Raw genomic sequence first — 20,766 nt, 5'->3', positions numbered from 1 at the left:
GCGAGGTGCGCCCCTCCAACTTTTCGGCCGCAATTGACGATGGGTGAAATGGAGCCCGGCGGCGAGGCCGCCGGTTTGACCCGGCCGATATCGCCTGCTAGCTTGCCTGCCCTGAACGCATGTCCCGGCATTACCAGCTCAAGGCGGCCTCCCCGCCCGCCCGCGCGCTCAACTACCAGGGGCTCCTGAACGACCAGCAGATCGCCGTCGTCGAGGCGGGCGACGGGCCGATCCTGGTGATCGCCGGCGCGGGCTCCGGCAAGACGCGCACGCTCACCTGGCGCGTGGCGCGGCTGGTCGCGGACGGCGTCGCGCCGGAGGGCATCCTCCTCCTCACCTTCACCAACAAGGCGGCGCGCGAGATGCTGCGGCGGGTGGAGGAGGTCTGCCGGGTGGACACCCGCCGCATCTCCGGCGGCACGTTCCACCACGTGGCGCACGAGGTGCTGCGCGAGCACGCGGCGGAGCTGGGCTACCAGCGCGGCTACTCCATCCTCGACCGCGAGGACTCGCGCGACGTGATGACCGCGGCCATCGCGGAGTGCGGGCTGGCGGTGGGCGCGCGCCGCTTCCCGAAGGCGGACGTCCTCATCGACCTCGTCTCGATGGCGGTGAACACGCAGACGCCGCTCGCCGACGTCCTCGCCGACCGGCGCCCGCAGTTCGTGGCGCTCACCGACGACGTGCTGCGGGTGGCCCGGCGGTACGCGGAGCGCAAGCACGCGCTCAACGCGATGGACTTCGACGACCTGCTGCTCAACTGGAAGATCCTGCTCGCCGAGCGCGAGCACGTCCGCCGCGCGCTGGCGGGGCGCTACCGCCACGTGCTGGTGGACGAGTACCAGGACACGAACCGGCTCCAGGGCGACGTGGTGGACCTCATCGCCGCCGAGCACCGGAACCTGTGCGTGGTGGGCGACGACGCGCAGAGCATCTACTCGTTCCGCGGGGCCCACTTCGCGAACATCCTCGAGTTCGAGAAGCGCTACCCGGACGCGCGGCGCTTCGACCTCACGGTCAACTACCGCTCCACCCCGCAGATCCTCTCGCTCGCGAACGCCTCGATCGCCGCGAACGTCCGGCAGTTCGAGAAGGAGCTGTCGAGCGTGCGGCGCGACGGGACGCTCCCGGCGGTCGTGCCCTGCCGCGACGTGCAGCAGCAGGCGGCGTTCGTGGCGCAGCGCGTGCTGGAGCTGCGCGACGAGGGCATCCCGCTCCCGGAGATCGCGGTGCTGTACCGCGCGCACCACCACTCGATGGAGATCCAGTTCGAGCTGGCGCGGCGCGGGATCCCGTTCGTGGTCCGCAGCGGCGTCCGCTTCTTCGAGGCCGCGCACGTGAAGGACGTGCTCGCCCACCTGCGCTTCGCGCGGAACCCCGGCGACGAGCTGGCGCTGAAGCGCTGCCTCAAGATCACCCCCGGCGTCGGCACCGCCACCGCGGACGCGGTGTGGAGCGCGTTCTCGCTGCGGCGCAGCCGCGGGCGCGGCGCCGTGGACGAGCTGCTCGCGCCGGACGTCGCCTCGCACGTGCCGGCCAAGGGGCGCGCCGGCTACACCCGGCTCGCCCAGCTCCTGCGCGCGCTCTCGCGCCCGCCCACCTCCGACCTGCCCGGCGAGGCCATCGAGAAGGTGCTGGACGGCGGCTACGAGGAGTACCTGCGGGCCGAGTTCCTGAACGCCGACCAGCGCGTCGAGGACGTCCAGCAGCTCGCGCAGTACGCGCGCGGCTACGAGGACACCGAGGCGTTCCTCTCCGAGATCGCGCTCCTCACCGAGATCTCGGCCGAGACCGTGTCGGAGGGCGGCGAGCCCGACGAGAAGATGATCCTCTCGTCGGTGCACCAGGCGAAGGGGCTCGAGTGGCGGGCGGTGTTCGTGGTCTGGCTCGCCGACGGCCGCTTCCCCTCGGCGCAGGCGCTGAAGGACACGGACGGCGAGGAGGAGGAGCGGCGGCTGTTCTACGTCGCGAGCACCCGCGCCAAGGACGAGCTGTACCTGACGTATCCGGTGGTCGCCGCGCCGCGGGACCGCGAGCGGGTGGTGATGAAGGCCTCGCGCTTCCTCGAGGAGCTGCCCGCCGAGCCGGAGCTGTTCGAGCGCTGGCAGCTCGACGATCCCGGCCTCCCGGCGGCGCTGGGCGCGGCGCCGCCGGCCACCGGGCTCCCGCCGCGCGACCCGAGCGTCGTCCCGGCGCTGTTCGGCGAGCCGTCGCCGCGGCGCGGGCCCGTCCCGGCCGACGCGGCGGCGGAGCCGGGCGGCGGGGACCCGGACGGCGGCGACGACGTGCCGTTCTAGCCGCACGGCCTCCCGCGCCACGGGTTCGGGCGCCGCCGCTTCCTGTGCTAGGTTTCGGGCCATGGCAGGCGCGCGGGAAAAGCCCATCATCGGCATCGACCTCGGCACGACCAACGCGTGCGTCGCGTACGTGCGGAACCGCATCCCCAAGGTCGTCCCGACCGACCGCGGCAACCTGATCCTGCCGACCGTGGTGGCGCTGAGCGACAAGGGCGACGTGCTGGTGGGCGGGGTGGCGAAGGACCAGCTCGTCACCAACCCCAAGAACACCATCTACGGCGCGAAGCGGCTCATCGGCCGCAAGTGGAACTCCAAGGTCGTGCAGGAGCTGCGCAACTACTACTCGTACGACATCGTGGAGGGACCGAGCGGCGAGGCGGCCGTGCTGCTCGGCGGGCAGGTCCACACGCTCCCGCAGATCAGCGCGCTCGTGCTCGCGCACATCCGCACCATCGCCGAGGCGTTCCTGCAGAAGGAGCTGGCCGGGGCGATCATCTCGGTGCCGGCCTACTACTCCGACGCGCAGCGCCAGGCGGTCCGCGAGGCGGGGCGCATCGCCGGGTTCGAGGTGAAGCGCATCGTCAACGAGCCCACCGCGGCCGCGCTCGCCTACGGCTTCTCGCGCGGGCTCGACCAGAAGGTGCTGGTCTACGACCTGGGCGGCGGCACGTTCGACGTCTCGGTGCTCCAGCTCTCCGGCAACGTGTTCGAGGTGCTGGCCACCGGCGGCGACACGTTCCTGGGCGGCGTGGACTTCGACAACCGGATCATCGACTACGTGCTCGAGGACTTCTGGCGCCAGCACAAGATCGACCTGGCGCAGTCGCCCATCGCCATGCAGCGGGTGAAGAAGGGCGCGGAGTCCGCCAAGATCGATCTCTCGCTCATCCCGAACGTCGTCATCGACCTGCCGTTCATCGAGGAGCGCAAGGGGCGGCCGCTCGACGTGCGCATGCCGCTCTCGCGCCACCAGCTCAACGAGCTGACGCTCGACCTCGTCGAGCGCACCTTCGAGATCTGCGACCAGGTCATGGAGGAGAAGGGCCTGCGCCCGCAGGACATCGACGAGATCATCCTGGTGGGCGGCCAGAGCCGCATGCCGCTCGTGCAGCAGAAGATCCAGGAGCACTTCGGCAAGCCGCCGCGCAAGGGCGTCCACCCCGACGAGTGCGTGGCGCTCGGCGCCGCGCTGCTCGGCGACTCGATCGACCAGATCGACTCGGTGACGCTGGTGGACGTGCTCTCGATGCCCATCGGCATCGCCACCCCCACGGGCCACTTCCGCAAGGTGCTCGAGAAGAACACGCCCATCCCGGCGAGCAAGAGCTTCCGCCTGCCGCCGCCGCGCGAGCCCGGGCAGCCCATCGAGATCGACATCTACCAGGGCGACTCCGACTTCCTGGTGGACCACGAGTTCCTGGGCTCCATCCGCCTCCCCGCCGCCGCCACCGGCCGGCGCATCGACTTCAAGCTCGACGAGGAGTGCCTGCTGAAGGTGAGCTTCGACGACCCGGTGAAGGGCATGACCGAGATCGGCCTCGCCACGCGCGACACCCCCGAGGCCATGAAGCGGGCCCTGGCCGAGGAGGCGCGGCGGCGCCAGGCGGCGGGCGAGCAGGCCGCGGCCGCGGCGGCGGGCGAGGAGCGGCGCGGCGGGCTGTTCGGCTGGCTGAAGCGGGGCTAGGGATGCGGTTCGGCTCGCGCGAGTGGATCGACGCGCTCGTGGCGGCGCTCAACGCGCAGCCCGGCCTCGCGCCCGCGCTCCGCGGCCTGGGCACGACCGCGGCGCTGGTGGTGGAGGCCGACCCGCCCGCGTGGCCCCGCACCGTGGCCGCCTGGGCGGAGCAGCGCGGCGGGCGCATCGCGCGCTGGCGACTGCTCGCCGACGAGGACGAGATCCTCGAGCTCGAGCCGGATTACGTGATCCGTGCGCCGTACGGGACGGTGAAGGCGATCCTCCGCGGCGCGGACGCGGTGCAGGCGGCGCTGTCGGGCCGGGTGACGGTCGAGGGGGACCTCGAGGCCCTCATCCGCCGCGCCCAGCACCGCGGGGTGGTGGACGCGGCGCTGGCGGCGGTGCAGACGGAGCTTCCGTAGGAGGGCGCATGGGACGCGAAGGGAAGGGCATCGCCGGCTCGCTCCTCGACGCCGGGACGAAGCTGGTGGCGCGGGCGGCCGAGACCGTCATCAAGGACCCGCGTGGCCAGGAGGCGGTGGCGCGCGCGGTGGGCCTCGCCCAGCGCGGCCGGAAGCAGGTCGAGGCGCTCCAGGAGCGGGTGATGGCCGCCGCGGGCATCCCCGGCCGTCAGGACTACCAGGACCTCGCGAAGCAGCTCGCCCGCATCAAGCGCAAGGCCCGCGAGCTCTCCGAGAAGCTCGAGGAGACCCGCCGCGGCGGCGGCGGCGAGCCGCCCGATCCCCCCGGCGACGGCTCGCGCTGAACCCGTTGACACACCCGGGGACCGACGGCATACTTCGCCGCCTCGCAGCACCAGGGCGCTTGGCTCAGCGGTAGAGCACTGCCTTCACACGGCAGGGGTCGCAGGTTCGAACCCTGCAGCGCCCACAGAAGGAAGAGGCCCGAAGCCACTGAGGCGACGGGCCTTTTCCTTTTCCGGATCCCGCGGGGTGACCTGCGGAGTGACCTCCCCGGCGGGAGCAGCGTCGCCCTCCGCCGGCGGCTCCACGGTCACCGCCAGCACCGCGCGGCACATCGCCGGCCAGACCACCTCGAGGCGCGTGTACAGGTCCGCCGCCTCGCGCGGCGACGGGTGCGTGATGAGGTCGAGCTCGCCGCGCGGCGCACCGCCGGCGATGGCCAGCGAGCGGAACGTGGCCCGCGTCTCGTAGTGCGTGCGGCCGCCGCGGAGCCCGAGCCGCTCGAGGTCGCCCTGGAACCGCTTGTTGCTGTGCGTGTTCGTCCGCTGGCCGCCCTGCTCGCGCGGCACCACCAGGTCGTCGGGCGTCGGCTTCCGGCCCATGAACGCCTGCCAGCCGGTGTTAAACCACTCCCGCAGCAGCTCGGCGAGCAGCGGGTGAATCGGGATGATCTTCTCGACGTTCGTCTTCGTCGTCTTCTCGACGTAGTGCCGGCTGTTGAAGGCCGACGCCACGTCGAGGCGCCACAGGGGCGTCGCAGTGGTGTCGAGGTCGCGCCATCGGCGCGCGGCCACCTCGCCCGGGCGCATGCCGGTGAGGAAGTCGATCGCGTACATCACCCGGCGGTCGAGTGGAACGCGCTCGTCGTGGAGGAGCTGCCAGACCTCCCAGCCCGCGAACCCGGAGTGGTTCCGCTTCCCGGCCACCTTGTCGCGCTTCGCCGGGAGGTCCCGCTTCGGCCGCCAGGCGCAGGGGTTCACGGCCAGGAGCTCGCGGTCCACGGCCTCTGCCAGGAGCCGCTTCACGGTGCCGGCGATGTGGTGGACCGTCCGCGGCGCGAGCGGCTCGGGGGAGTCGGACCGCGGGCGGGAGGGGAGGGTGCGGACCCAGTCGAGCATCCGCGCCTTCGTGAGCTGGGTGAGAGGCACGTCGCCGAGCTGGGGGAACAGGTGGTAGCGGAGCATGGCGCGCTCGTTGTCGGCCGACACGACGCCCCGGGCGATCCGCGCCGCCGCCCACCGCTCGCCCCAGGCGCGCACCGTCAGCCCACCGGCCACGCCCGCCGGCGCGTCGCCGGCGAGCTTGGCCTGGAGGAGCGCGCGGAAGGTCTCCGCGTCCGCCTCCTGGCCGACGCTGTACCCGGTCGCCTTGCGCTCCTTCCGGCCGTCCGGGAAGACGATCACCGCCTGCAGCGGGCCGGACGCGGCGCCGCGGCCGTTCTTCGGGCGGATGTAGACGCGAGGCGCTTTCGTGGTGGCCATGTGTTCCTCGTCCCAGGTCGGAGCGGGCCGCTGCGGGTGGCAGCGGCCCGCCGGGTGCCGCTACGCCGCCTCGCGAGCGTCCGAGGCGCCCGCGCGCTCGACTTCGACCCACGTCGCGTCCACGCCGGCCGCCTCGAGGCGCGCGCGGTACGCGGCGACGATCGCCCGCCGACGCTCCACGTGCTGCGCCCGCTTCTGCGCCTCGGTGAACGCCGGGATCTCGCCGGCGCGGACCGCCGCCAGCCGCTTCTGGGCCGCCTCGAGCCGCGCCGCGCAGTCGGCGCGCTTCTCGGCCGAGTAGGAATCCGGGAACCTGTTGACCAGGTACGCGCAGTTCTGCGCGGTCTCAGCCTCCTCCTCCGCCTTACGGAAGTCGTCGGAGAGGAGCCCCGCCGCGGGGAGGTCCGGGAACCGCAGCCCCTCGGAGCAGGGCTCGCGGAAGTAGCCGAGTGCCTCGGCTCGCGCGAGCACGTCCAGCGCCATCACGGTCGACGCCTGGCCGGTGATCGGCTGCGCGTCCTCGTAGTTCTGCGGGCTCACCGCGAGGACGAGGCAGCCCACCGCGTCGTCCTGGAACATGGGCAGGCGCGCGAGCGCGTCCTCGAGCTCGAGGCGCGGCGGCGACAGGGTCTCCCAGTCGTCCTCCTCGGTGTCGGGCCGGTACTGGCGGTGCCGGAAGCGCGGCTCCCACGCGCGCGCGACCGCGTCCACCTGGGCGTCGTACCAGCGCCGCACCTCGGCGAGCGCATCGGCAGTCGAGATCATCGTCGTCATGGCAGCCTTCCTTGGGTTGGCAGGCGGGCGGGAGTGCCCGCTGTTGGTGTCCAACCTTCAGTCCGAGCGTTAGCACGTTAATAGGCTAACGCGCAAGCTCACCCATCGAAGCAGTAGAGGTGCCGCCCTCCGGACTATGCCCACGGGGCGGCGGCGCGGGTTAGGTCGGCGCCAGGCAGGCGAAGAGCCGGCGCCCGGGTAGCCCGGTTCCCGCTGACATCACTCCCACCGGCCGGGGCTGCGGAAGAACAGGTCCTGGACCGGCTCCTCGAGCTCGCCCGCGAGCAGGCGATCCGTGAAGTCGCCGAGGTTCCAGAGCGCCGCGGTGGGCAGGTGCATCGTCATGCCGACCAGGTCGGAAACGGCCTTGACGTCGTTCGTCTCGAGGTCGCCGTCCACCACGAGCTCGTGCACCACCTGGGCATTGCGGAAGAGCGTGTCGAGCCACGGGGCATACCGGCCTTGGCGACCGCTCGCCGTCGTCTCCGCGAGGTCGCCGATGCCCGGGATCGTGGAGGCGGGGAGCAGGGCCATCTCGAGCGCGACGCGCCGAGCAACGTCCTCCTCGTCCTCGTCGTCCTTGATGCCGCCCATGAGCAGCTCCTCGAAGACCACGGGCAGGAAGACGAGCCACCAGAAGCGGGCGCCGATCTCCATCGTCCTCGCCGAGCCGGTCTTCCCCGTGCGCTCGGTGAGGAGGTTGTAGAGCACGCTCCGGTAGCTGAACATCACGGTGAAGAGCTTCCAGGTCTCGTGCCCCCGCTGCACCCTGGCGAGATCCTTCGCGCCGCCGCCGGTCTGCGTCATCGACACGATGGAGTCGGCGTAGGCGATCGGGTTCGCGTGGCCTTCCTCGAGGGCCTGCTCACGGGCGCCATACCAGGTCACGGCGTTGACGGTCTTCTGGATGAGCATCATCGGCGCGGCCGCGAAACGGATGGTCTGCTGACGCAGCGAGGCGGCCGCCGTGAGGGCGGCGCCTGCGGCGTTCTCGAGCGCGGCCAGCGCAGGGCCGGAGGTGCCGTCGCCCACATCGATGGTCGGCGCGAACCCCTGCATCGAACGGAAGAGCTCGCGGACGTCCCGGTCGATCTGCTGGTCGAAGTGGCGAAACTCGCCGCTCTCTTTGGCGATCTCCTGCCAGCCCTGGCGCAGGAAGATGCGCAGCCCGCTCACGATGTGGCGCCGCTTCACTTCCTTCGCGGTGGTGAAGATGCCGAGGGCCTGCTTGATGGCGGTCGGGAGCTTCGCATAGAGCAGGACCACCGACGCGCCGAGCCGCAGGTGACGCGTGGCGCGCGCGTACGCGCTGATCGCGTCGGCGCGGGAAGCGCGCCCCCACCGGCAGAGCACGTCTCGCGCCACGAGCTCGGGGAGGATGCCGCACGAGAGCGCCGAGAGGATCGCCGCGCCGATGTCGCGGGCGGCCGCCTCGGCGTCCTCGAGCTCCTCGCCGACCTGGAGCTGCTCGAGCTTCCGCGCGCGCTCCGTCTGGGCGGGCGCGGCCATGAGGCGCCGCGCGAGCTCGCGGGCAGCTTCCAGGTCGCGGACCTCGTCGGCGTACCCGACCGCGACCGCGCGTGCGGCGGCGAGCTCCTCACCCGGGTGGTCGAGCCAGCACGCGATGTCCTCCGGGCGCCCGAGCGTGCGCGTCGAGAGGAGGCCGGCGTTGAGCCAGGCGTCCGCCTCGAGGACCTCGAGCGCTGCCCGCGTGCCGCCCGGCTGCACCGCAGCCGCGGGGATGCAGAGGCCGTGCGGGTGGATGACTGCGCCGGGCGCCGCTGTGACCACGTCGGCGCCGAGGATCGCGACCGCGGCCGCGCTCCCTGCGGTGCCGGCCACGTGCGCGACGACCCGCACGCCGTCCTCGGAGAGGCACCGGAGCGCCTCGCAGAGCGCGAGGCCGGCCCAGGAGCTCCCGCCGAGCGAGTCCACGACCAGGAGGACGGCGCCGACGGCGCGGTCGCGGCTCGCGCGCTCGAGCTGCGCGAGCACGTCGCGGAGCTGCAGGACCGGCCCGCCGTCCTTGATGCCGGCGGCCCGGACGGCGTCGGCGTAGCGCTCGTCCAGGGCGAGGTCACCACGGAGCTCGATCTCGGCGAAGGTCTGGTCAGGCATCCGTGTCTCCGTCCTGCGGCTGAAGGTACGTGACCTGCACGGCCGGCTCGGGTGCGGCCTCGCCGGATGAGGGGCACGCCGCCGGCAGCTCCGGCTGCGCACCCGGAGCGGCGACGGTCGGCACCACGTGGTGGGTCAGGATCGCGAGCATCTCCCACTCGGCGTCGGAGACCTCGCGCACGGCCATGTCGGCGACCGCGACTTCGTGGCGCTCGACCAGGGCACCCAGGCGCTGAAAGCCGAGGCGGAGCGCCTCGGTCTTGGACCAGAGCTTGACTTTCCGGACCACGCCGACCCGCTCGCGGCTGCGGCCGCGCCCTTCGAAGAGGTCCTCGATCTCGATCGAGGCAACGGCGCGCCGGGCGTTCTCCGGCATGTCCTCGAGGGCGAGGAGCTGGCCGCGGTCGTCGAAGAGCTCGCGGAGGTCGAAGTACGCGACCCGGGCGAGTTCCTCCTCGAGCCGCTTCACCGTGAGGTCGAGCCTGGCGCCGACCTGGGCGGCGTGATCGGCCAACAGGGCGGCGATGCGCGGGTGGCGGAGGAGGCGCGACGCGATGCGATCGGCCGTGCGTGGCGAGTAGCCGGCGCGCACGGCGGCCTTCGCGCCGCAGAGGTCCACCGGGTACTCCTGGACGAACCGTAGCTGCTTCGCGGTGAGCGCGACCTCAGCTTTTCTCAACCTGGGCGCCATCAGGTGCCCCTCGTGAACGCGGCGGGAGGCCGCCTGCATGCGCCGTCCGAGTGGAGCAGGGCCTCGGCGAGCGCGAGGAGGTCCATGGCGGCGCCCTCCGCGGCGCGGCGGCCCCGGCCCCGGCGACGGAGGCCGGCCCGCCCGGCCGCGAGCTGGGCGGCGATGCGCAGCGCGCGCCGGGCGAGGGCGCTGCGGCTGGACAGCGCCTCGCCGCAGCGCGGGCACGCGCCGGGAGCGTGGGTCTCGACGAGCGCGCGCAGCTCGGCGACCCCCGCCGCCGTCCCGCGCGCCCCCTGCTTTGCGATGCGCTTCGCTGCCGCCATGGCGCAATGCCTCCGTCAGACGCCGAACCGGGAGACGAACTGGTCGAGCGCCATCGCGATCGAGGCGTGGAGGAGCGACGACTTGTCGAGGCAGGCCGCCGCCATCGCGCCGACGATGACGCCCACCTTCGTCTCGTCCACCGCGGTGGTGTTCAGGACGGTGGTCCCCGCCGCCTCGAGCCCGTCTCCGTTCACACCGGGCGCGGCGACGAAGGCGCGGACAGAGCCGCCAGCCACGGCGGGCGCGCTACGTGGCCTGTTCGCCCAGAAGTTCAGGGCCTCGCGCGTCTCGCTCCCGAGGCGCTGGCGCGCGACGCTGTCGCCGACGAGCACCGCGATCTCGTCCGCGGCGCAGGCCGCGTACGTCAGAGCGCCCGTCGAGATGCTGGCGACGCTGGTCACTGCGAGGGGCTTCACTCGGATCATCGTCGCCATGTGTCACTCCTCCTGCGCGCGAGCGTTCAGCTCGGCGTGCTCGCGGATAAGGTGCTCGTATTCGTCGGGGGCGAGGCGGGTCCCGTCCGCGCGCCGGCCGGTGAAGTACTCCGGCCGTTTGCGGATCTCGGCCGCCTTCGCCGCGGCATCGCTCCGCGAGAGCTTCCCGACGTCGGGGAGGACGGGCGGCGGCGGCGCGGGCGGGGCCGGCTTCAGCGCGTCCAGCTCGTCGTGGATGGCGTGCAGGCGCTCGAGGTCGATCGCCGCCTGGTCGGCGGTGATGCCGCCGGCGTTGAGCTTCGCCACCAGCTCGTCGCGGGTGCGCTGTAGCGTGGCCTGCTTCTCGATCTCGGCGAGCGGGCGCGTCACAGGACCTCCCCACGCTCCAGCGCCTCGCGGAGCCGGCGGGACTCCGCCCACGCGGCGTTGATCCCCTGCTGGTAGCCCGAGGAGAGCGACGAGTGCTGGAACGAGCCGGTGAGGTACTCGGCGATGAGCTGGCCGAGGTTCGCGACCTGCCGTCCCGCGAGCTCGCTGTCGAGGATGATGCGCCCGACCCAGGCGAGAACCGCGGGGGCGCCGGCGCGGACCGCGTCGGCGTTCGCCTTCCGGGCGGCGGCCTGCGCCTGGGCCATGTCGGCGGTGGTCTCGGCGGCCACCATCGCGGCGAGCGTGTTCTCGTGCTTCCGCAGGCGCTCGATGGCCTCGAGGATGGTGTCGCGCTCGCCGACGACCTCCTCGAACCGCTCCGCCGCGGCGTCGGCCGCCTTGCGCGCGTCCTTGTCGTCGGGCCGGAGGTCCAGCTCGACCTTCGCGCGCTCGGCTGCGACGGCGGCGGCCGAGACCGCGGCGTTGGCCTGGGGGAACTTCTGGCCGAGGTCACTGAGGCGCTCGCGGGTGAGCGCGAGCTCGGTTCTCGGGTCGGGTTTCGTCGGTGCGGGCATCAGCGGCTTCCTCCTGGTCACAGCCTCGTCGGGATGGTGGTGGGTCTCAACGGGCCTCCGCCCACCACCAGCGGATGGTTTCCGGCTGCGAGCCGACCTCGCGCGCGACGCGCGGCGCCGCGGCGCGAACGGACGGGTACTCGCCGGACGCGAGCAGCTCGGCGACGCGGCGGAGCGCCCGGCGGCGCCGGAGCTCGCGCGCCACCGCGGGGCGTTGCTCGAGCAGGTGGAGCAGCTCCTCGAGCGCGACCTCCGCCGGGACCCGGCCCGCCTCGAGCGCCTCCGCTGAATCGGCCAGGAGGCCGACGTCGGGAGGCGCTTCGAGCTCGAGAGGGCCGGCGGCCACGTCGGGTCACCCGTCCGCCGCGACGCGGCGAGGAGTCTGGACCTGGTCGAGCTGCGCGGGCGGCGGGGCGCCCCGGGCTTCCGGCGCCGCGCCGGAGGCCACGTCGCGCAGGGCGGGTGGCGGCGTCCACCCCTCGGACCGCATCCAGTACGCGCACGCGGCCTTGAAGCGCGCGAGGGCGTGGTCGAAGGCGCGATCGTCCTCGCTCGACACCTCGAGGAGGGCGTCGCCCGCGACGATGACTCGCTCGAGCGGCGTCGGGCCGGCCCTGCGGCACGCCGCCGGACCGCCGCCGCTACGCGACGGCGGCTCGGCCATATCGGGCGCGGGCATGCCGTGGCGCAGCCGGAACAGGCGCTTGCGGTGCATCGCGCAGAGCGCAACGTCCTCCGCCGTGACCCGCTCGGCCGGCTTCTCGCACTCCTCGATGGAGCAGAAGCGCCGGGGCGTGTCGCCGTCGTGCCTCACGGCTTGCCCTCCGGGCGCCGGGCGGCGTGCCTGTGCCCTGCCAGCAGCGGCCCGCGGGCGTTCCGGCCGTTTGCCTGTCGAGTTGGACTTGACCACTTGACAGGCGCGACGTTCTTTTCGCTGCGGCTCAGGCCTGTCAGGTTCAGAAAACCTGAAAGGCGCGCGTGACAGGCAGAGCTGGAGCGCTGCGAAGGCTCCAGCCTGTCAGGTTTCAAGTTCCCCCTATAGGGGTTGAAACTTGAAACCTGACAGGCGGCGCGGCCGTGCGTCACGGGAGCCTCCAGCCGGTCTTGAGCTGCACCGTGCAGGATGCGAGGCCGAGCTCGCGGCCGGCCCGGCGGAGCGTGGACTCGGAGAACCCGGCCGCCCGGCCGTCGCCGAGGACCTCGGAGACCCGGGCTGGGCCAGCGGCCAGGCGCTGCCGCAGGAACTCGCGCGCGGCCTCTGCCTTCACCGGCTCCGGCCCGCGCCCGCCGCGACGCCCCTTCGAGAGTGGCACCGGATCGACCTCCTCGAGCCCGTACCAGGGCCGCACGGCGCGGTAGGACGCGACCTCGCCGCGAGGGTCCTCCTCGGTGTCGCGGGCGAGCTCGACGCGAAGGGTCGCCGGCGCCTCGGTGTCCTCGTCGGCCGCCGGCCGGTTGAGCGTCATCGCCAGGTCGCAGCCGTACTCGATGCCGCCGCTTTCCTTGAAGGCGTCCTCACGCGCCGCGTACCCTTCGCGGCCGCGCCGGATCTCCGAGATCACCAGGATGGTCGCGTCGAACTGGTACCGGAGCCGCTCGAAGGTGCGGATCCACTTGTCGATCGTCGTCCGGCGGTCGTCGCGCGGGTCGCCCGGGAGCTTCTGCAGCGAGTCGACGACCAGGAGCAGCTTCCGGTCGCCCGCCACCTGGCGCACGCCGGCGACGCGCGCCTCGAGGTCCGCCGGCGGCGTGCACTCGAGGAAGAGGGAAGGGCCGAGGGTGGTGCGGAGCCAGGCCTTTGCCGCGTTCCACCGCTCGACGGCCTCGCGCGACGTGAAGACCCCTGTGCGGCGGTCCGCCAGGGCCCGAGCGGCCTCGCCCGGACCGACTTCCGCGCGGCGGCACATGATCTGCCGGAGCACGCGGCGAGGCCCGTTCTCGAGGTCGAGCACGTACGCGACGCCGCCGGCCTCGACGTGCCGGACGGCGAGGATCTGCGACCAGGAGCTCTTGCCCGCCTTCGGTGGCGCGCCGAGCACGACCAGGGAGGGCACGGCGAGACCGCCGCCGAGGGCAGCGTCGAGCCGCGTCCAGCCGGTGGCGATCCGCTCGGTGCCGCGCTCGAGCCGGCTCTCCTGCTCATCGAGCACGGACGCGATCGAGAAGGGCGCGGGGGCCGCCGGCGTGATGGAAGCGCCAGCTTCCGGCTGCGCGGAGCGCGGAGGCGACTCCGCGAGCTTCGCGCCCGGGGCGTGCTTCCCGTTCCTCCGCGCCGACCGCAGCTTGCCGCGCAGCTCCTGCTCGGTCCACGGAGGCGAGCAGCCCTGGTTCCACTCGAGCAGCAGCGCCAGCGCATCCTCGTCGTCCAGGTCGAAGTCCCGCACCAGGGCAGCCGCGGCGCGGAAGGTCTGATCGTCGCCGTGCTCCCCCTGAACCGCGGGCTCCTTCTTCGCGAGCCATGCGCGCGCCCGGCGAACCGCACCCGTCGCGCCCGCCCGCGGCGGCTGGACGGCTGCCGGCGCGGCGGGTGGCTCGTCCGCCTCACGGAGCGCCGCGAGCTGCTCGACGCTGTACGGCGCGCGCCGCATCACCAGCACCGCGGCTTGGCGGCGCACGCCCTTCGCGATGGCGTTCGGTGTGTAGTAGAGCCGGGCCAGGTCGCGATGCGGCTTGGGGTCCACGCCGATCCCGGTGATGTCGAGCTCGCGGAGCTGCGCCGCGAGCGCCTGGGCCGCACCGGCGGCCGCGCGGTCGAATGCGTCGCGGTCGCTGCAGGGCTCGGCGAGCGCGAAGACGACGCGCGCCCCGGCGGGCGTGCGATGGAAGATCGACCCCGGGAGGCTCCCGTCGGCAGCGGCCTCCTCGAGGCGGCGCGCGAGCTCGTCGGGAAGCGCGGCATGGCCGTCGCGGTCCATGTCGAGCGCGACCGCGCAGGCCGCCTGCCACGCGGCGCCGTCGCGCGTGTCGCCCCGCCAGACGTGCGGGCTCCACCACCCGTCGACGTCCGCGGGCTGCTCGCCCAGCACCCGCGCCAGGTCCGCTACATCCACGACCTGGAGGCGGTGGCCGCGCGGCCGCGTGAGGCCGGCTCCCACGGTGATCTGCGGCGGGGTAACGGCGGCGCGCGTCTGCTCGGCGCCTGCGCTCGGGGTCGTCATCGCCGCCCCGGCCCCCGGCTGGCGTCGCCGTCGATCTGCTCCGCGAGCGTGTCGCGGGCGCGCTGCAGGCCTGCGATGTAGCGATCGAGCGCGGCGAGGCGGCACGGCGCGGAGCACGTCTTCGGAAACTTGCCGTTGTGCGCGCGAATCGCGACGAATCTCGCGCCGCAGCTTCGGCACTCCTCGCGGCGGGTCCGCTCGGGGTCTCGCCTGCTCGGGCTCGAGCGGCGGGCCGCTGGTGCCGGCTGCGCCGCCGCCGGGGCGGCGCACCAGGTGGCGCAGCCACGGGGGTAACGGGTACGCACGACGAGGCGGTCGCGCTCGAGCCACAGGAGCGCCCGAGTGACGTCCACGCGCCCGCGCCCGAGCTCTGCGCCGAGGTCGCTCACGGTGCGCTCCGGCCTCGCGCGCAGAGCCTTGAGGAGGCGGGTCTCGAACCTGGTCACCGGCCACCGCCCTTCCGCAGCAGCGCCGCCGCGGCGCGGCGGGCCCGAGCGGCCGCCAGGTCGCGCACGGGGGACGTTGGCGCGGCCGGGGGCGGCTTCCCGCCGAGCTCGATCGCGCGGTCAAGGTCGGCCGCGACGTACCGGCCATTTGCCTGCCGATGGACGCCGGCGGCGCGCGCCCAGCGCCGCAGGGTGGCCTGCCCGACGCCCGCGCCTCGCGCGTGGCGCGCGAGCGTCGTGAGCCGCGGCGCCGGGCCGGGGAGGTCCTGGAGCGCCTCGCGCACGGCCTCCCGGGCCGCCTCTCGCGCGAGCCGCCTGAGCTCCGCCTCGAGGCCGGCGAGGGCAGGGGGGGCGCCTGTCCCAAGAAGGCGTCCGCCGGTCATGGCCGGAGCTCCGCCGGCGTGACGCCAAGCACCTTGGCTACCGCCGCGAGCGTCCGCTCCGACATCCGGTGCGGCGCCACCTCTGCCCAGTAGAGGGTCGCGCGTCCGATACCCGCCGCGACGGCGAGCTTCTCCATGCTCAGGCCGGCGCGGAGCCGCGCAGCGCGCAGCGGGCTCACGGCGGGGACAGCGTTAGCGTTCATGCTCGCTACGCTGCCGCAGGGGTGGTTCCACCCCGGATCTGAGCGGTACCGTTACCCCTTCTTCGCGAGGCGACGGACGCGGCCGCGGCTAATGCCGAGGCGCTTCGCGATGACGCGCTCGCCGCCGGCCTCGCAACGCTGTAGGCGTCGGATGGCCTTCAGGAGCTCAGCATTGGTGGGCGACGCTCGAGCAGCCCTGCGCTGGTTCTCCTTCTTCGCCGCCGCGCCGCGCCTCTGTGCGACGAGGATCGCCCTCGCCGCACGCGGGGTGTTGGCGCACGCGAAGCGCTTCCACCACTCGAGGTCCTCCAGTGTCGACGCGAGCTGCTCGTATATCTCGGCTGCGAGCTCGAGGGCGACCCGCGCGCCGGCCGCGTTCAACTCAACGCCGTCGAGCATCGCAGTCCAGCGGGCGAGGAGAGCTTTGCCGCGTGCTCGCTCGAGCTGCTCCTGATCCGCGGCATCCCTCTCCTGCCGGCGCAGGTCGGCTTCTTCTTCCTCTGGGGTTCGCTCGGGCGGCCACGGTTGCCCCGTGGCGCCCTCCCTGGTCGCTGCTCTGGCGATGGTCATCGCGCCTCCCCAGGCGCACCCCGGAGGAATCGGCGGCGGGCAGGGGGTGGGGGACCCCTCTTCGGCTGGCCGGCGCCTAGCCCGCGCCGCAGGTCTCAGCGTCGCATGCGGCCCCGACAGCCGGGCCCGCCTGCGACCTACCGCAGGAACGCCCCGAGCTTGCAGTCGTCCCGGTGGCCGCCCTCGAGCTCGCCGAAGGAGCAGACGGGACAGACCACGGTCGCGCTGCCCGTCTGGTCCGCGACGATCCCCGACCACTGGAGCTCGCGCAGCAGCTCGAGGAGCGCGATGCGGTCAGCGAGCAGCGCTGGCACGACCTCGGTCGCGAGCCGGGTGGAGCATGCCGCGCGCTCCGCCGGCGCCGTCCTCGGATCGAGCACCGCCACATTCAGCGCCCGGAACTCCTCGAGCTTCGACTTGTCGATCGGCATGGCTCGCCCTCGCCTGGTGTGGCGCGTTCTCAACGGTTGCGGCAGCAGGCTGCCGGAACGGACCTCTTCAGCGTCCCTTGAGCCAGGCGTCGATCGCCTGGCGTGCGATCGCGCTCTTGTCGGCGAGGGCCCGGCCGGTCTTCTGGGCCTCGGCGCGCGCCGCGCGCAGCAGGGCGGCATCCTGCTCGGGCGTGAGCCGGAGGCCCACGAGCTTGTAGCCCTTCGCGTCGGATCGCTTCTTCCGGGGCGCGCCGGCCCCCTTCTTCGCGGTCGCCATGGTTAGCAGGCTAACACGCATGCGGCACCACCAGGCGAATCGGCGCGCTCTCCTGCGGCGCGGCCCTGGCGGCGTCCTCGAGCAGCGCGCGGGCGCGCACCAGGTCGCCGGCGTCGGCCGCGGCGGCTGCGGCCCGGGCCAGGGCCGCCACCAGCGCGGCGGCCGGGGGCGCCGGGGCGAGCGGGTCCGGGCGGCCCGGGGCGGTGGGGTCGGTCGCGGTGAGCGTGTCCGGGCGGTTCTGAGCGCTCATCTGTGCTTCTTCGAACCCTGCAGCGCCCACATCGAAACGGGCCGGAAACTCCGGGAGAAATCCTCGAGGTCCGGCCCGTTTCTCTTTGGCGCGCAGCGGCGCCGCCCCGCTCCCCCCGTGCGTGTTGTACAACACGCTCAGCGAAGGCCCGCGCCGGGCCGGAGGAGGTGCCATGCGTCTCGCCGTCTCGATCGTCGCGCTCGCGCTGTGCTCGACCGCGCTGGCCGCGGAACCCGCGGGCGGCGCTGCCGCCGATGACCCGGCCGGCCCTGCCGTGCAGGCGCTCAGCCCCGAGGAGCGGGCGGAGGTGCGCGAGCTGCTCGCGCTCACCCACGCGCTCGACATCGGCGAGATGTTCAGCAAGGTCATCGTCGATCAGATGTCCGAGACGCTGAAGAGCGCGCGGCCGGACCTCCCGGCGCGGGCCTTCGACCTCGTCGCGGACGAGGTGAATGCCACCATCGCCGCCGAGCTGAGGTCCGAGGGCGGGTTCGCGGACAGCCTCGTGGCCCTGTACCGGAGGCACTTCACGCGCGAGGAGATCCAGGCGCTCGTCGCGTTCTACAAGACGCCCCTCGGGAGGAAGCTCTCGGACAAGCTGCCCACCCTCGGCCAGGAGGGCATGGCGGTCGGGGCGAAGTGGGGCGAGCGCCTCGGGCCCAAGGTCGGCGAGCGCGTCGTGAAGCGGCTGCAGCGCGAGGGCATCCAGCTCTAGGCGCGCGCCTCGAGCCGGGCGCAGCGCCCGGCCGTGCTAACCTCCCGGCGTGCCCTCCGTCCGGAAGATCCTGCTCGCGGCGATGCTGTTCGTCCTCGGCTATCTGACCATGCAGGCCACGCGCTGCGACTCGAGGCCGTCGGGCGCGCCCGCGGCGCCTGCCGCGCGCTAGCGTTCCGGCGCCGCGCGGTTCGCGCTACGCTTCGCCCCGGGGGTGGACCATGACGCGCTCCGGGGCGCGGGCGGCCGCGGCGGCGGCGCTGCTCGCGCTGCTCCTGCCCGCGTGCGGGGACGACGAGGCGGCGTCCCGGGGCGGCTGCCGCGCCGGCACGTGCGGCTTCGTCGATCACCTGTACTTCTCCACCTACGTCTGCGGCGCGTGGCCCATCGGCTACTCCTGGCGCAGCCTCGATCACTGCCTGCGCCAGTGCGAGGTCGCCGCGGCCTGGGGGTGCGCGGCCGGCTCCTGCGCGGGCGAGTGCCCGGTGGACCACGGCACCGGCGCGTGGCTGACCTGCTCCTCGGAGAACCGCGAGGCGCGCGTGGTGGACTCGGGCTGCTTCCTGCCCACCAGCGGGATGAACGGCGAGACCGTTCCCTGCGACTGTCGGTGATGCGTCCACCCGCGTGGAGCGGGGCCGAGGAGCCGGTGCGCGGCCCGCGGCCCGCGCTAGGATGCGCGCGTGCTCGCCATCTCGAACGCAGATGACGGTGAGGTGCGGCCCGCAGGCAGGTTCAGGGCGGCCTGGACCGTTCTCGCGCTCGCCGCCTGCGTCGCCCTCCCGGCCTGGATCCAGTTCGGCTTCATGCACGTCGCGGAGGATGCCGACACCGACTACCACGTGGCGGTCGGCCGGCTCATCCACGACCACGGCATCCTGAAGGCGTTCCCGTGGACGCCGTTCTCCGTCCTGGCCGAGCACTACGCGGACAAGGAGCTCCTGTTCCACCTGATGCTCGCGCCGCTGGCCGGCCTGGACCCGGCCACCGCCGCGAACGTGGCCGGCACCATCGCGGGCGCGCTCGCGCTCGCCGCCATCCTGCTCGTGCTCCGGCAGGAGCGGGTGCCGCTCGCCGGCGCGTGGATCGTCGTCCCGCTCCTCGCGTCTTCCGCCTTCGTGTACCGGTTCTCGCTGGTCCGGCCGCACCTGCTGTCCATCGGGCTCGCGCTGGTGGTGCTGTGGGCGGCCGCACGCGAGCGCCGCTGGATCCTGGCGCTGGCCTCCGCGATCTACCCGTGGGCCTACGTGGCCTGGCAGCTGCCGCTCGCGCTGGCGCTGCTCGCGGAGGCCGCGCGGTTCGCAGCGGAGCGCCGCGCGAGCTGGCGCGGCCCGGCGATCGCGCTCGGCGTCGCCACGCACCCGAACGGCTGGAACCTGGTCCGCTTCAGCGCGATCGTGATCGACGACGTGCTGCTCCGGCGGGCCTGGGGGCGGGCCGCCGGCATCGAGCTCGGCGGCGAGTTCCAGCCCTTCACCTGGGCGGAGTGGCGCCTGCTGCTCGTTCCGACCGCCGCGATGGCGCTCGCGGCGCTCGGGCTGGCGTGGCGGCGGCGCCGCGAGGGTGGGCTCGTGGCCCTCGCGTTCGCGGGGGCGGCGCTCGCCTTCGGCGCGCTCACGCTCCGCACCGCCCGGTTCACCGAGTACTTCGTCCCGTTCTCGGCGGTGGCCTTCGCGCTGTCGGTCCGCCACCTGCGGCCGCGCCTGGCGCTCGCCGCCACGCTGGTGCTCTGCGCCGCCTACAGCGGCAGGGAGACCGCGAGGATCCTCCAGGGCATGTCCACCCGCCCGCCGCGCACCGCGCCCGCCGAGGCCGCGGCGATGCAGCGCGCCATCCCGCCCGGCGCGCAGGTGTTCACCTGCGAGTGGGGGCTCACCGGGACGCTCATGCTGGCGCTGCCGGAGCGCCGCTTCATGGTCGCGCTCGATCCGACGCTGTTCGCGCTCCAGGATCCGGAGCGGTACGCGCTCTGGTACCGCCTGCCGCGCGCGGCGCCGCCGGGTCTCGCGCGGACCATCCGCGAGCAGTTCGGCGCGCGCTACGTGGCGTGCTGGTGGGACGATCGGTTCCGCCCGTTCTTCGACCGCATCGCGTTCGAGCCGGGCGTCCGCCCGATCACGGTGGCCGGTCAGTGGAACGTGTACGAGCTGCGGGAGCCCTGAGCCGCGGACCTCGTCGCACATCCGCCGCGCCGTTCCGACCTCGGCGCCGCCCCGCGCGCGGGCTCGGCCCCGCGGGGAAGCACGCTACACTGACGGGATGAACCGAACCCTCGCCGCCGCCGCCGTGCTCGCCCTCGCTGCCTGCGGTCGTCTCGACCAGGTGGACATCACCCGCTCCGCGTCGGTGAACGTGCCCGGCGTCCCCGGCGCGCCGGCCGGCTCGATCCCGTCGATCCAGGCGCTCGACATCGGCGGCGGCGACCAGCTCCGCGCCGAGGGCATCGACCCGGGCGACGTGGACTCGGCCAAGCTCCGCCGGCTCAGCCTCGAGGTGACCGCCGGCGACAGCCTGGAGACCTGGGTGGACTCGGTCTCCATCTACGTCGAGACGGCCGGCCAGCCGCGGATCCTGCTCGCCACGAAGTCCGGGATCTCGGCGCTCCCCGCGGGCACCACCCACGTGGACCTCGACGTGGACGCCGGCGCGAACCTGAAGCCGTACCTGACCGCCGCGTCCTCGCCGGTCACGGTCGAGGCGACCGGCCGCGCGCCGGACGTGAACACCACGGTCAAGGTCACGGCGACCATCCGGGTGGACGTCAACGTGAGCGGGCTCCTGAACTGAACCGTCGCGACGTCGTCTCGCGCGGGGCAGGGCGCCCCATCCCGCGACGGCTTCTCGCGCGCCTCCCCGCACTCGTGCGAAGATGCCGCCTCATGACCGGCTCA

General features: G+C 73.7%; 27 protein-coding genes and 1 tRNA gene. 11 read left to right on the top strand and 17 right to left on the bottom strand.

The window, feature by feature from the left end; genetic code table 11:
* The first annotated feature begins 119 nt into the window (after nt 1–119).
* The 6 genes from ADEH_RS09400 to ADEH_RS23470 all read left to right on the top strand — a co-directional run bounded on the left by ADEH_RS09400 (nt 120) and on the right by ADEH_RS23470 (nt 6,131).
* The gene (locus ADEH_RS09400) at nt 120–2,297 is read left to right on the top strand and encodes an ATP-dependent helicase (RefSeq protein WP_011420863.1); all 2,178 of its coding nucleotides are present in this window, start codon (nt 120–122) and stop codon (nt 2,295–2,297) included.
* A gap of 61 nt (nt 2,298–2,358) precedes the next feature.
* Complete coding sequence (locus ADEH_RS09395; protein ID WP_011420862.1) at nt 2,359–3,981, top strand: Hsp70 family protein; 1,623 nt, start codon at nt 2,359–2,361, stop codon at nt 3,979–3,981.
* 2 nt (nt 3,982–3,983) lie between these two features.
* Nucleotides 3,984–4,394 (top strand): SCP2 sterol-binding domain-containing protein, encoded by a 411-nt coding sequence (locus ADEH_RS09390; RefSeq protein ID WP_011420861.1) that lies wholly within the window; start codon nt 3,984–3,986, stop codon nt 4,392–4,394.
* Between the two features lie 8 nt (nt 4,395–4,402).
* Nucleotides 4,403–4,738, top strand: coding sequence for a hypothetical protein (locus ADEH_RS09385; protein WP_011420860.1), 336 nt, complete (start codon nt 4,403–4,405; stop codon nt 4,736–4,738).
* A gap of 53 nt (nt 4,739–4,791) precedes the next feature.
* Nucleotides 4,792–4,863: transfer RNA gene (locus ADEH_RS09380), tRNA-Val, on the top strand.
* Nucleotides 4,864–5,858: 995 nt separating this feature from the next.
* Nucleotides 5,859–6,131: a hypothetical protein gene (locus ADEH_RS23470; protein WP_232287463.1), complete on the top strand. Its 273-nt coding sequence runs from the start codon at nt 5,859–5,861 to the stop codon at nt 6,129–6,131.
* An 86-nt stretch (nt 6,132–6,217) separates the two neighbouring features.
* On the opposite strand, the gene ADEH_RS09365 is transcribed toward ADEH_RS23470, so the two are convergent.
* The 17 genes from ADEH_RS09365 to ADEH_RS09285 all read right to left on the bottom strand — a co-directional run bounded on the left by ADEH_RS09365 (nt 6,218) and on the right by ADEH_RS09285 (nt 17,160).
* On the bottom strand, nt 6,218–6,931 hold the full coding sequence (locus ADEH_RS09365) for a hypothetical protein (RefSeq protein ID WP_011420859.1): 714 nt from the start codon (nt 6,929–6,931) through the stop codon (nt 6,218–6,220).
* 219 nt (nt 6,932–7,150) lie between these two features.
* On the bottom strand, nt 7,151–9,049 hold the full coding sequence (locus ADEH_RS09360; RefSeq protein WP_011420858.1) for a hypothetical protein: 1,899 nt from the start codon (nt 9,047–9,049) through the stop codon (nt 7,151–7,153).
* Nucleotides 9,042–9,740: a terminase small subunit gene (locus tag ADEH_RS22565; RefSeq protein WP_011420857.1), complete on the bottom strand. Its 699-nt coding sequence runs from the start codon at nt 9,738–9,740 to the stop codon at nt 9,042–9,044. Before ADEH_RS22565 ends, ADEH_RS09360 begins: the two co-directional genes overlap by 8 nt.
* Entirely contained in the window at nt 9,740–10,063 is a 324-nt protein-coding gene (locus tag ADEH_RS09350) for a hypothetical protein (RefSeq protein ID WP_011420856.1), read from the bottom strand. The genes ADEH_RS22565 and ADEH_RS09350 overlap by 1 nt, the downstream gene beginning before the upstream one ends.
* A gap of 15 nt (nt 10,064–10,078) precedes the next feature.
* Nucleotides 10,079–10,480: a hypothetical protein gene (locus ADEH_RS09345; RefSeq protein WP_157061348.1), complete on the bottom strand. Its 402-nt coding sequence runs from the start codon at nt 10,478–10,480 to the stop codon at nt 10,079–10,081.
* A gap of 21 nt (nt 10,481–10,501) precedes the next feature.
* Nucleotides 10,502–10,867, bottom strand: a complete 366-nt coding sequence (locus ADEH_RS09340) for a hypothetical protein (RefSeq protein ID WP_011420854.1) — start codon at nt 10,865–10,867, stop codon at nt 10,502–10,504.
* Nucleotides 10,864–11,442: a hypothetical protein gene (locus tag ADEH_RS09335; protein WP_011420853.1), complete on the bottom strand. Its 579-nt coding sequence runs from the start codon at nt 11,440–11,442 to the stop codon at nt 10,864–10,866. The genes ADEH_RS09340 and ADEH_RS09335 overlap by 4 nt, the downstream gene beginning before the upstream one ends.
* A 46-nt stretch (nt 11,443–11,488) precedes the next feature.
* Nucleotides 11,489–11,788, bottom strand: a complete 300-nt coding sequence (locus ADEH_RS09330) for a hypothetical protein (RefSeq protein ID WP_011420852.1) — start codon at nt 11,786–11,788, stop codon at nt 11,489–11,491.
* Nucleotides 11,789–11,794: 6 nt separating this feature from the next.
* Complete coding sequence (locus tag ADEH_RS09325; RefSeq protein ID WP_011420851.1) at nt 11,795–12,256, bottom strand: hypothetical protein; 462 nt, start codon at nt 12,254–12,256, stop codon at nt 11,795–11,797.
* A gap of 268 nt (nt 12,257–12,524) precedes the next feature.
* Nucleotides 12,525–14,537, bottom strand: coding sequence for a DnaB-like helicase C-terminal domain-containing protein (locus ADEH_RS09320; protein ID WP_157061347.1), 2,013 nt, complete (start codon nt 14,535–14,537; stop codon nt 12,525–12,527).
* A 59-nt stretch (nt 14,538–14,596) separates the two neighbouring features.
* A complete protein-coding gene (locus ADEH_RS09315; RefSeq protein WP_041453454.1) occupies nt 14,597–15,046 on the bottom strand; it encodes a hypothetical protein in 450 nt (149 codons plus the stop codon).
* Entirely contained in the window at nt 15,043–15,429 is a 387-nt protein-coding gene (locus ADEH_RS09310) for a hypothetical protein (protein ID WP_011420848.1), read from the bottom strand. The genes ADEH_RS09315 and ADEH_RS09310 overlap by 4 nt, the downstream gene beginning before the upstream one ends.
* Complete coding sequence (locus ADEH_RS09305) at nt 15,426–15,608, bottom strand: helix-turn-helix domain-containing protein (protein ID WP_041453453.1); 183 nt, start codon at nt 15,606–15,608, stop codon at nt 15,426–15,428. Before ADEH_RS09305 ends, ADEH_RS09310 begins: the two co-directional genes overlap by 4 nt.
* 75 nt (nt 15,609–15,683) lie before the next feature.
* Complete coding sequence (locus ADEH_RS09300) at nt 15,684–16,202, bottom strand: hypothetical protein (protein ID WP_011420847.1); 519 nt, start codon at nt 16,200–16,202, stop codon at nt 15,684–15,686.
* Nucleotides 16,203–16,339: 137 nt separating this feature from the next.
* Nucleotides 16,340–16,633: a hypothetical protein gene (locus ADEH_RS09295; RefSeq protein ID WP_011420846.1), complete on the bottom strand. Its 294-nt coding sequence runs from the start codon at nt 16,631–16,633 to the stop codon at nt 16,340–16,342.
* Between the two features lie 67 nt (nt 16,634–16,700).
* Entirely contained in the window at nt 16,701–16,910 is a 210-nt protein-coding gene (locus ADEH_RS09290) for a hypothetical protein (RefSeq protein WP_041453452.1), read from the bottom strand.
* Nucleotides 16,911–16,920: 10 nt separating this feature from the next.
* Nucleotides 16,921–17,160 (bottom strand): hypothetical protein, encoded by a 240-nt coding sequence (locus tag ADEH_RS09285; protein ID WP_041453451.1) that lies wholly within the window; start codon nt 17,158–17,160, stop codon nt 16,921–16,923.
* Nucleotides 17,161–17,332: 172 nt separating this feature from the next.
* Here ADEH_RS09285 and ADEH_RS09280 point away from each other — a divergent pair, with 172 nt between their 5' ends.
* The 5 genes from ADEH_RS09280 (at nt 17,333) to ADEH_RS09265 (ending at nt 20,662) form a co-directional block, all read left to right on the top strand.
* The gene (locus tag ADEH_RS09280) at nt 17,333–17,875 is read left to right on the top strand and encodes a DUF2059 domain-containing protein (RefSeq protein WP_011420843.1); all 543 of its coding nucleotides are present in this window, start codon (nt 17,333–17,335) and stop codon (nt 17,873–17,875) included.
* 49 nt (nt 17,876–17,924) lie between these two features.
* Nucleotides 17,925–18,047, top strand: coding sequence for a hypothetical protein (locus ADEH_RS23675; protein ID WP_269529008.1), 123 nt, complete (start codon nt 17,925–17,927; stop codon nt 18,045–18,047).
* 49 nt (nt 18,048–18,096) lie between these two features.
* A complete protein-coding gene (locus ADEH_RS09275) occupies nt 18,097–18,489 on the top strand; it encodes a hypothetical protein (RefSeq protein ID WP_011420842.1) in 393 nt (130 codons plus the stop codon).
* 69 nt (nt 18,490–18,558) lie between these two features.
* Entirely contained in the window at nt 18,559–20,037 is a 1,479-nt protein-coding gene (locus ADEH_RS09270) for a hypothetical protein (RefSeq protein ID WP_011420841.1), read from the top strand.
* A 97-nt stretch (nt 20,038–20,134) separates the two neighbouring features.
* The gene (locus tag ADEH_RS09265; RefSeq protein WP_041453450.1) at nt 20,135–20,662 is read left to right on the top strand and encodes a hypothetical protein; all 528 of its coding nucleotides are present in this window, start codon (nt 20,135–20,137) and stop codon (nt 20,660–20,662) included.
* The last annotated feature ends 104 nt before the right edge of the window (nt 20,663–20,766 follow it).

The sequence above is a fragment of the Anaeromyxobacter dehalogenans 2CP-C genome, assembly GCF_000013385.1.
In the GTDB taxonomy this organism is placed as follows: domain Bacteria; phylum Myxococcota; class Myxococcia; order Myxococcales; family Anaeromyxobacteraceae; genus Anaeromyxobacter; species Anaeromyxobacter dehalogenans_B.
This window is presented reverse-complemented; position numbering and strand designations above follow the sequence as displayed.

Excerpts from the sequence above, each read along its gene's own strand:
- ADEH_RS09360 (WP_011420858.1), bottom strand. The coding sequence starts at position 9,049 with ATGCCTGACCAGACCTTCGCCGAGATCGAGCTCCGTGGTGACCTCGCC.
- ADEH_RS09300 (WP_011420847.1), bottom strand. The coding sequence starts at position 16,202 with ATGACCATCGCCAGAGCAGCGACCAGGGAGGGCGCCACGGGGCAACCG.
- ADEH_RS09285 (WP_041453451.1), bottom strand. The coding sequence starts at position 17,160 with ATGAGCGCTCAGAACCGCCCGGACACGCTCACCGCGACCGACCCCACC.
- ADEH_RS09275 (WP_011420842.1), top strand. The coding sequence starts at position 18,097 with ATGACGCGCTCCGGGGCGCGGGCGGCCGCGGCGGCGGCGCTGCTCGCG.
- ADEH_RS09400 (WP_011420863.1), top strand. The coding sequence starts at position 120 with ATGTCCCGGCATTACCAGCTCAAGGCGGCCTCCCCGCCCGCCCGCGCG.
- ADEH_RS22565 (WP_011420857.1), bottom strand. The coding sequence starts at position 9,740 with ATGGCGCCCAGGTTGAGAAAAGCTGAGGTCGCGCTCACCGCGAAGCAG.
- ADEH_RS09280 (WP_011420843.1), top strand. The coding sequence starts at position 17,333 with ATGCGTCTCGCCGTCTCGATCGTCGCGCTCGCGCTGTGCTCGACCGCG.
- ADEH_RS09290 (WP_041453452.1), bottom strand. The coding sequence starts at position 16,910 with ATGGCGACCGCGAAGAAGGGGGCCGGCGCGCCCCGGAAGAAGCGATCC.
- ADEH_RS23470 (WP_232287463.1), top strand. The coding sequence starts at position 5,859 with ATGGCGCGCTCGTTGTCGGCCGACACGACGCCCCGGGCGATCCGCGCC.
- ADEH_RS09390 (WP_011420861.1), top strand. The coding sequence starts at position 3,984 with ATGCGGTTCGGCTCGCGCGAGTGGATCGACGCGCTCGTGGCGGCGCTC.
- ADEH_RS09395 (WP_011420862.1), top strand. The coding sequence starts at position 2,359 with ATGGCAGGCGCGCGGGAAAAGCCCATCATCGGCATCGACCTCGGCACG.
- ADEH_RS09265 (WP_041453450.1), top strand. The coding sequence starts at position 20,135 with ATGAACCGAACCCTCGCCGCCGCCGCCGTGCTCGCCCTCGCTGCCTGC.
- ADEH_RS09385 (WP_011420860.1), top strand. The coding sequence starts at position 4,403 with ATGGGACGCGAAGGGAAGGGCATCGCCGGCTCGCTCCTCGACGCCGGG.
- ADEH_RS09310 (WP_011420848.1), bottom strand. The coding sequence starts at position 15,429 with ATGACCGGCGGACGCCTTCTTGGGACAGGCGCCCCCCCTGCCCTCGCC.
- ADEH_RS09365 (WP_011420859.1), bottom strand. The coding sequence starts at position 6,931 with ATGACGACGATGATCTCGACTGCCGATGCGCTCGCCGAGGTGCGGCGC.
- ADEH_RS09350 (WP_011420856.1), bottom strand. The coding sequence starts at position 10,063 with ATGGCGGCAGCGAAGCGCATCGCAAAGCAGGGGGCGCGCGGGACGGCG.
- ADEH_RS09335 (WP_011420853.1), bottom strand. The coding sequence starts at position 11,442 with ATGCCCGCACCGACGAAACCCGACCCGAGAACCGAGCTCGCGCTCACC.
- ADEH_RS09295 (WP_011420846.1), bottom strand. The coding sequence starts at position 16,633 with ATGCCGATCGACAAGTCGAAGCTCGAGGAGTTCCGGGCGCTGAATGTG.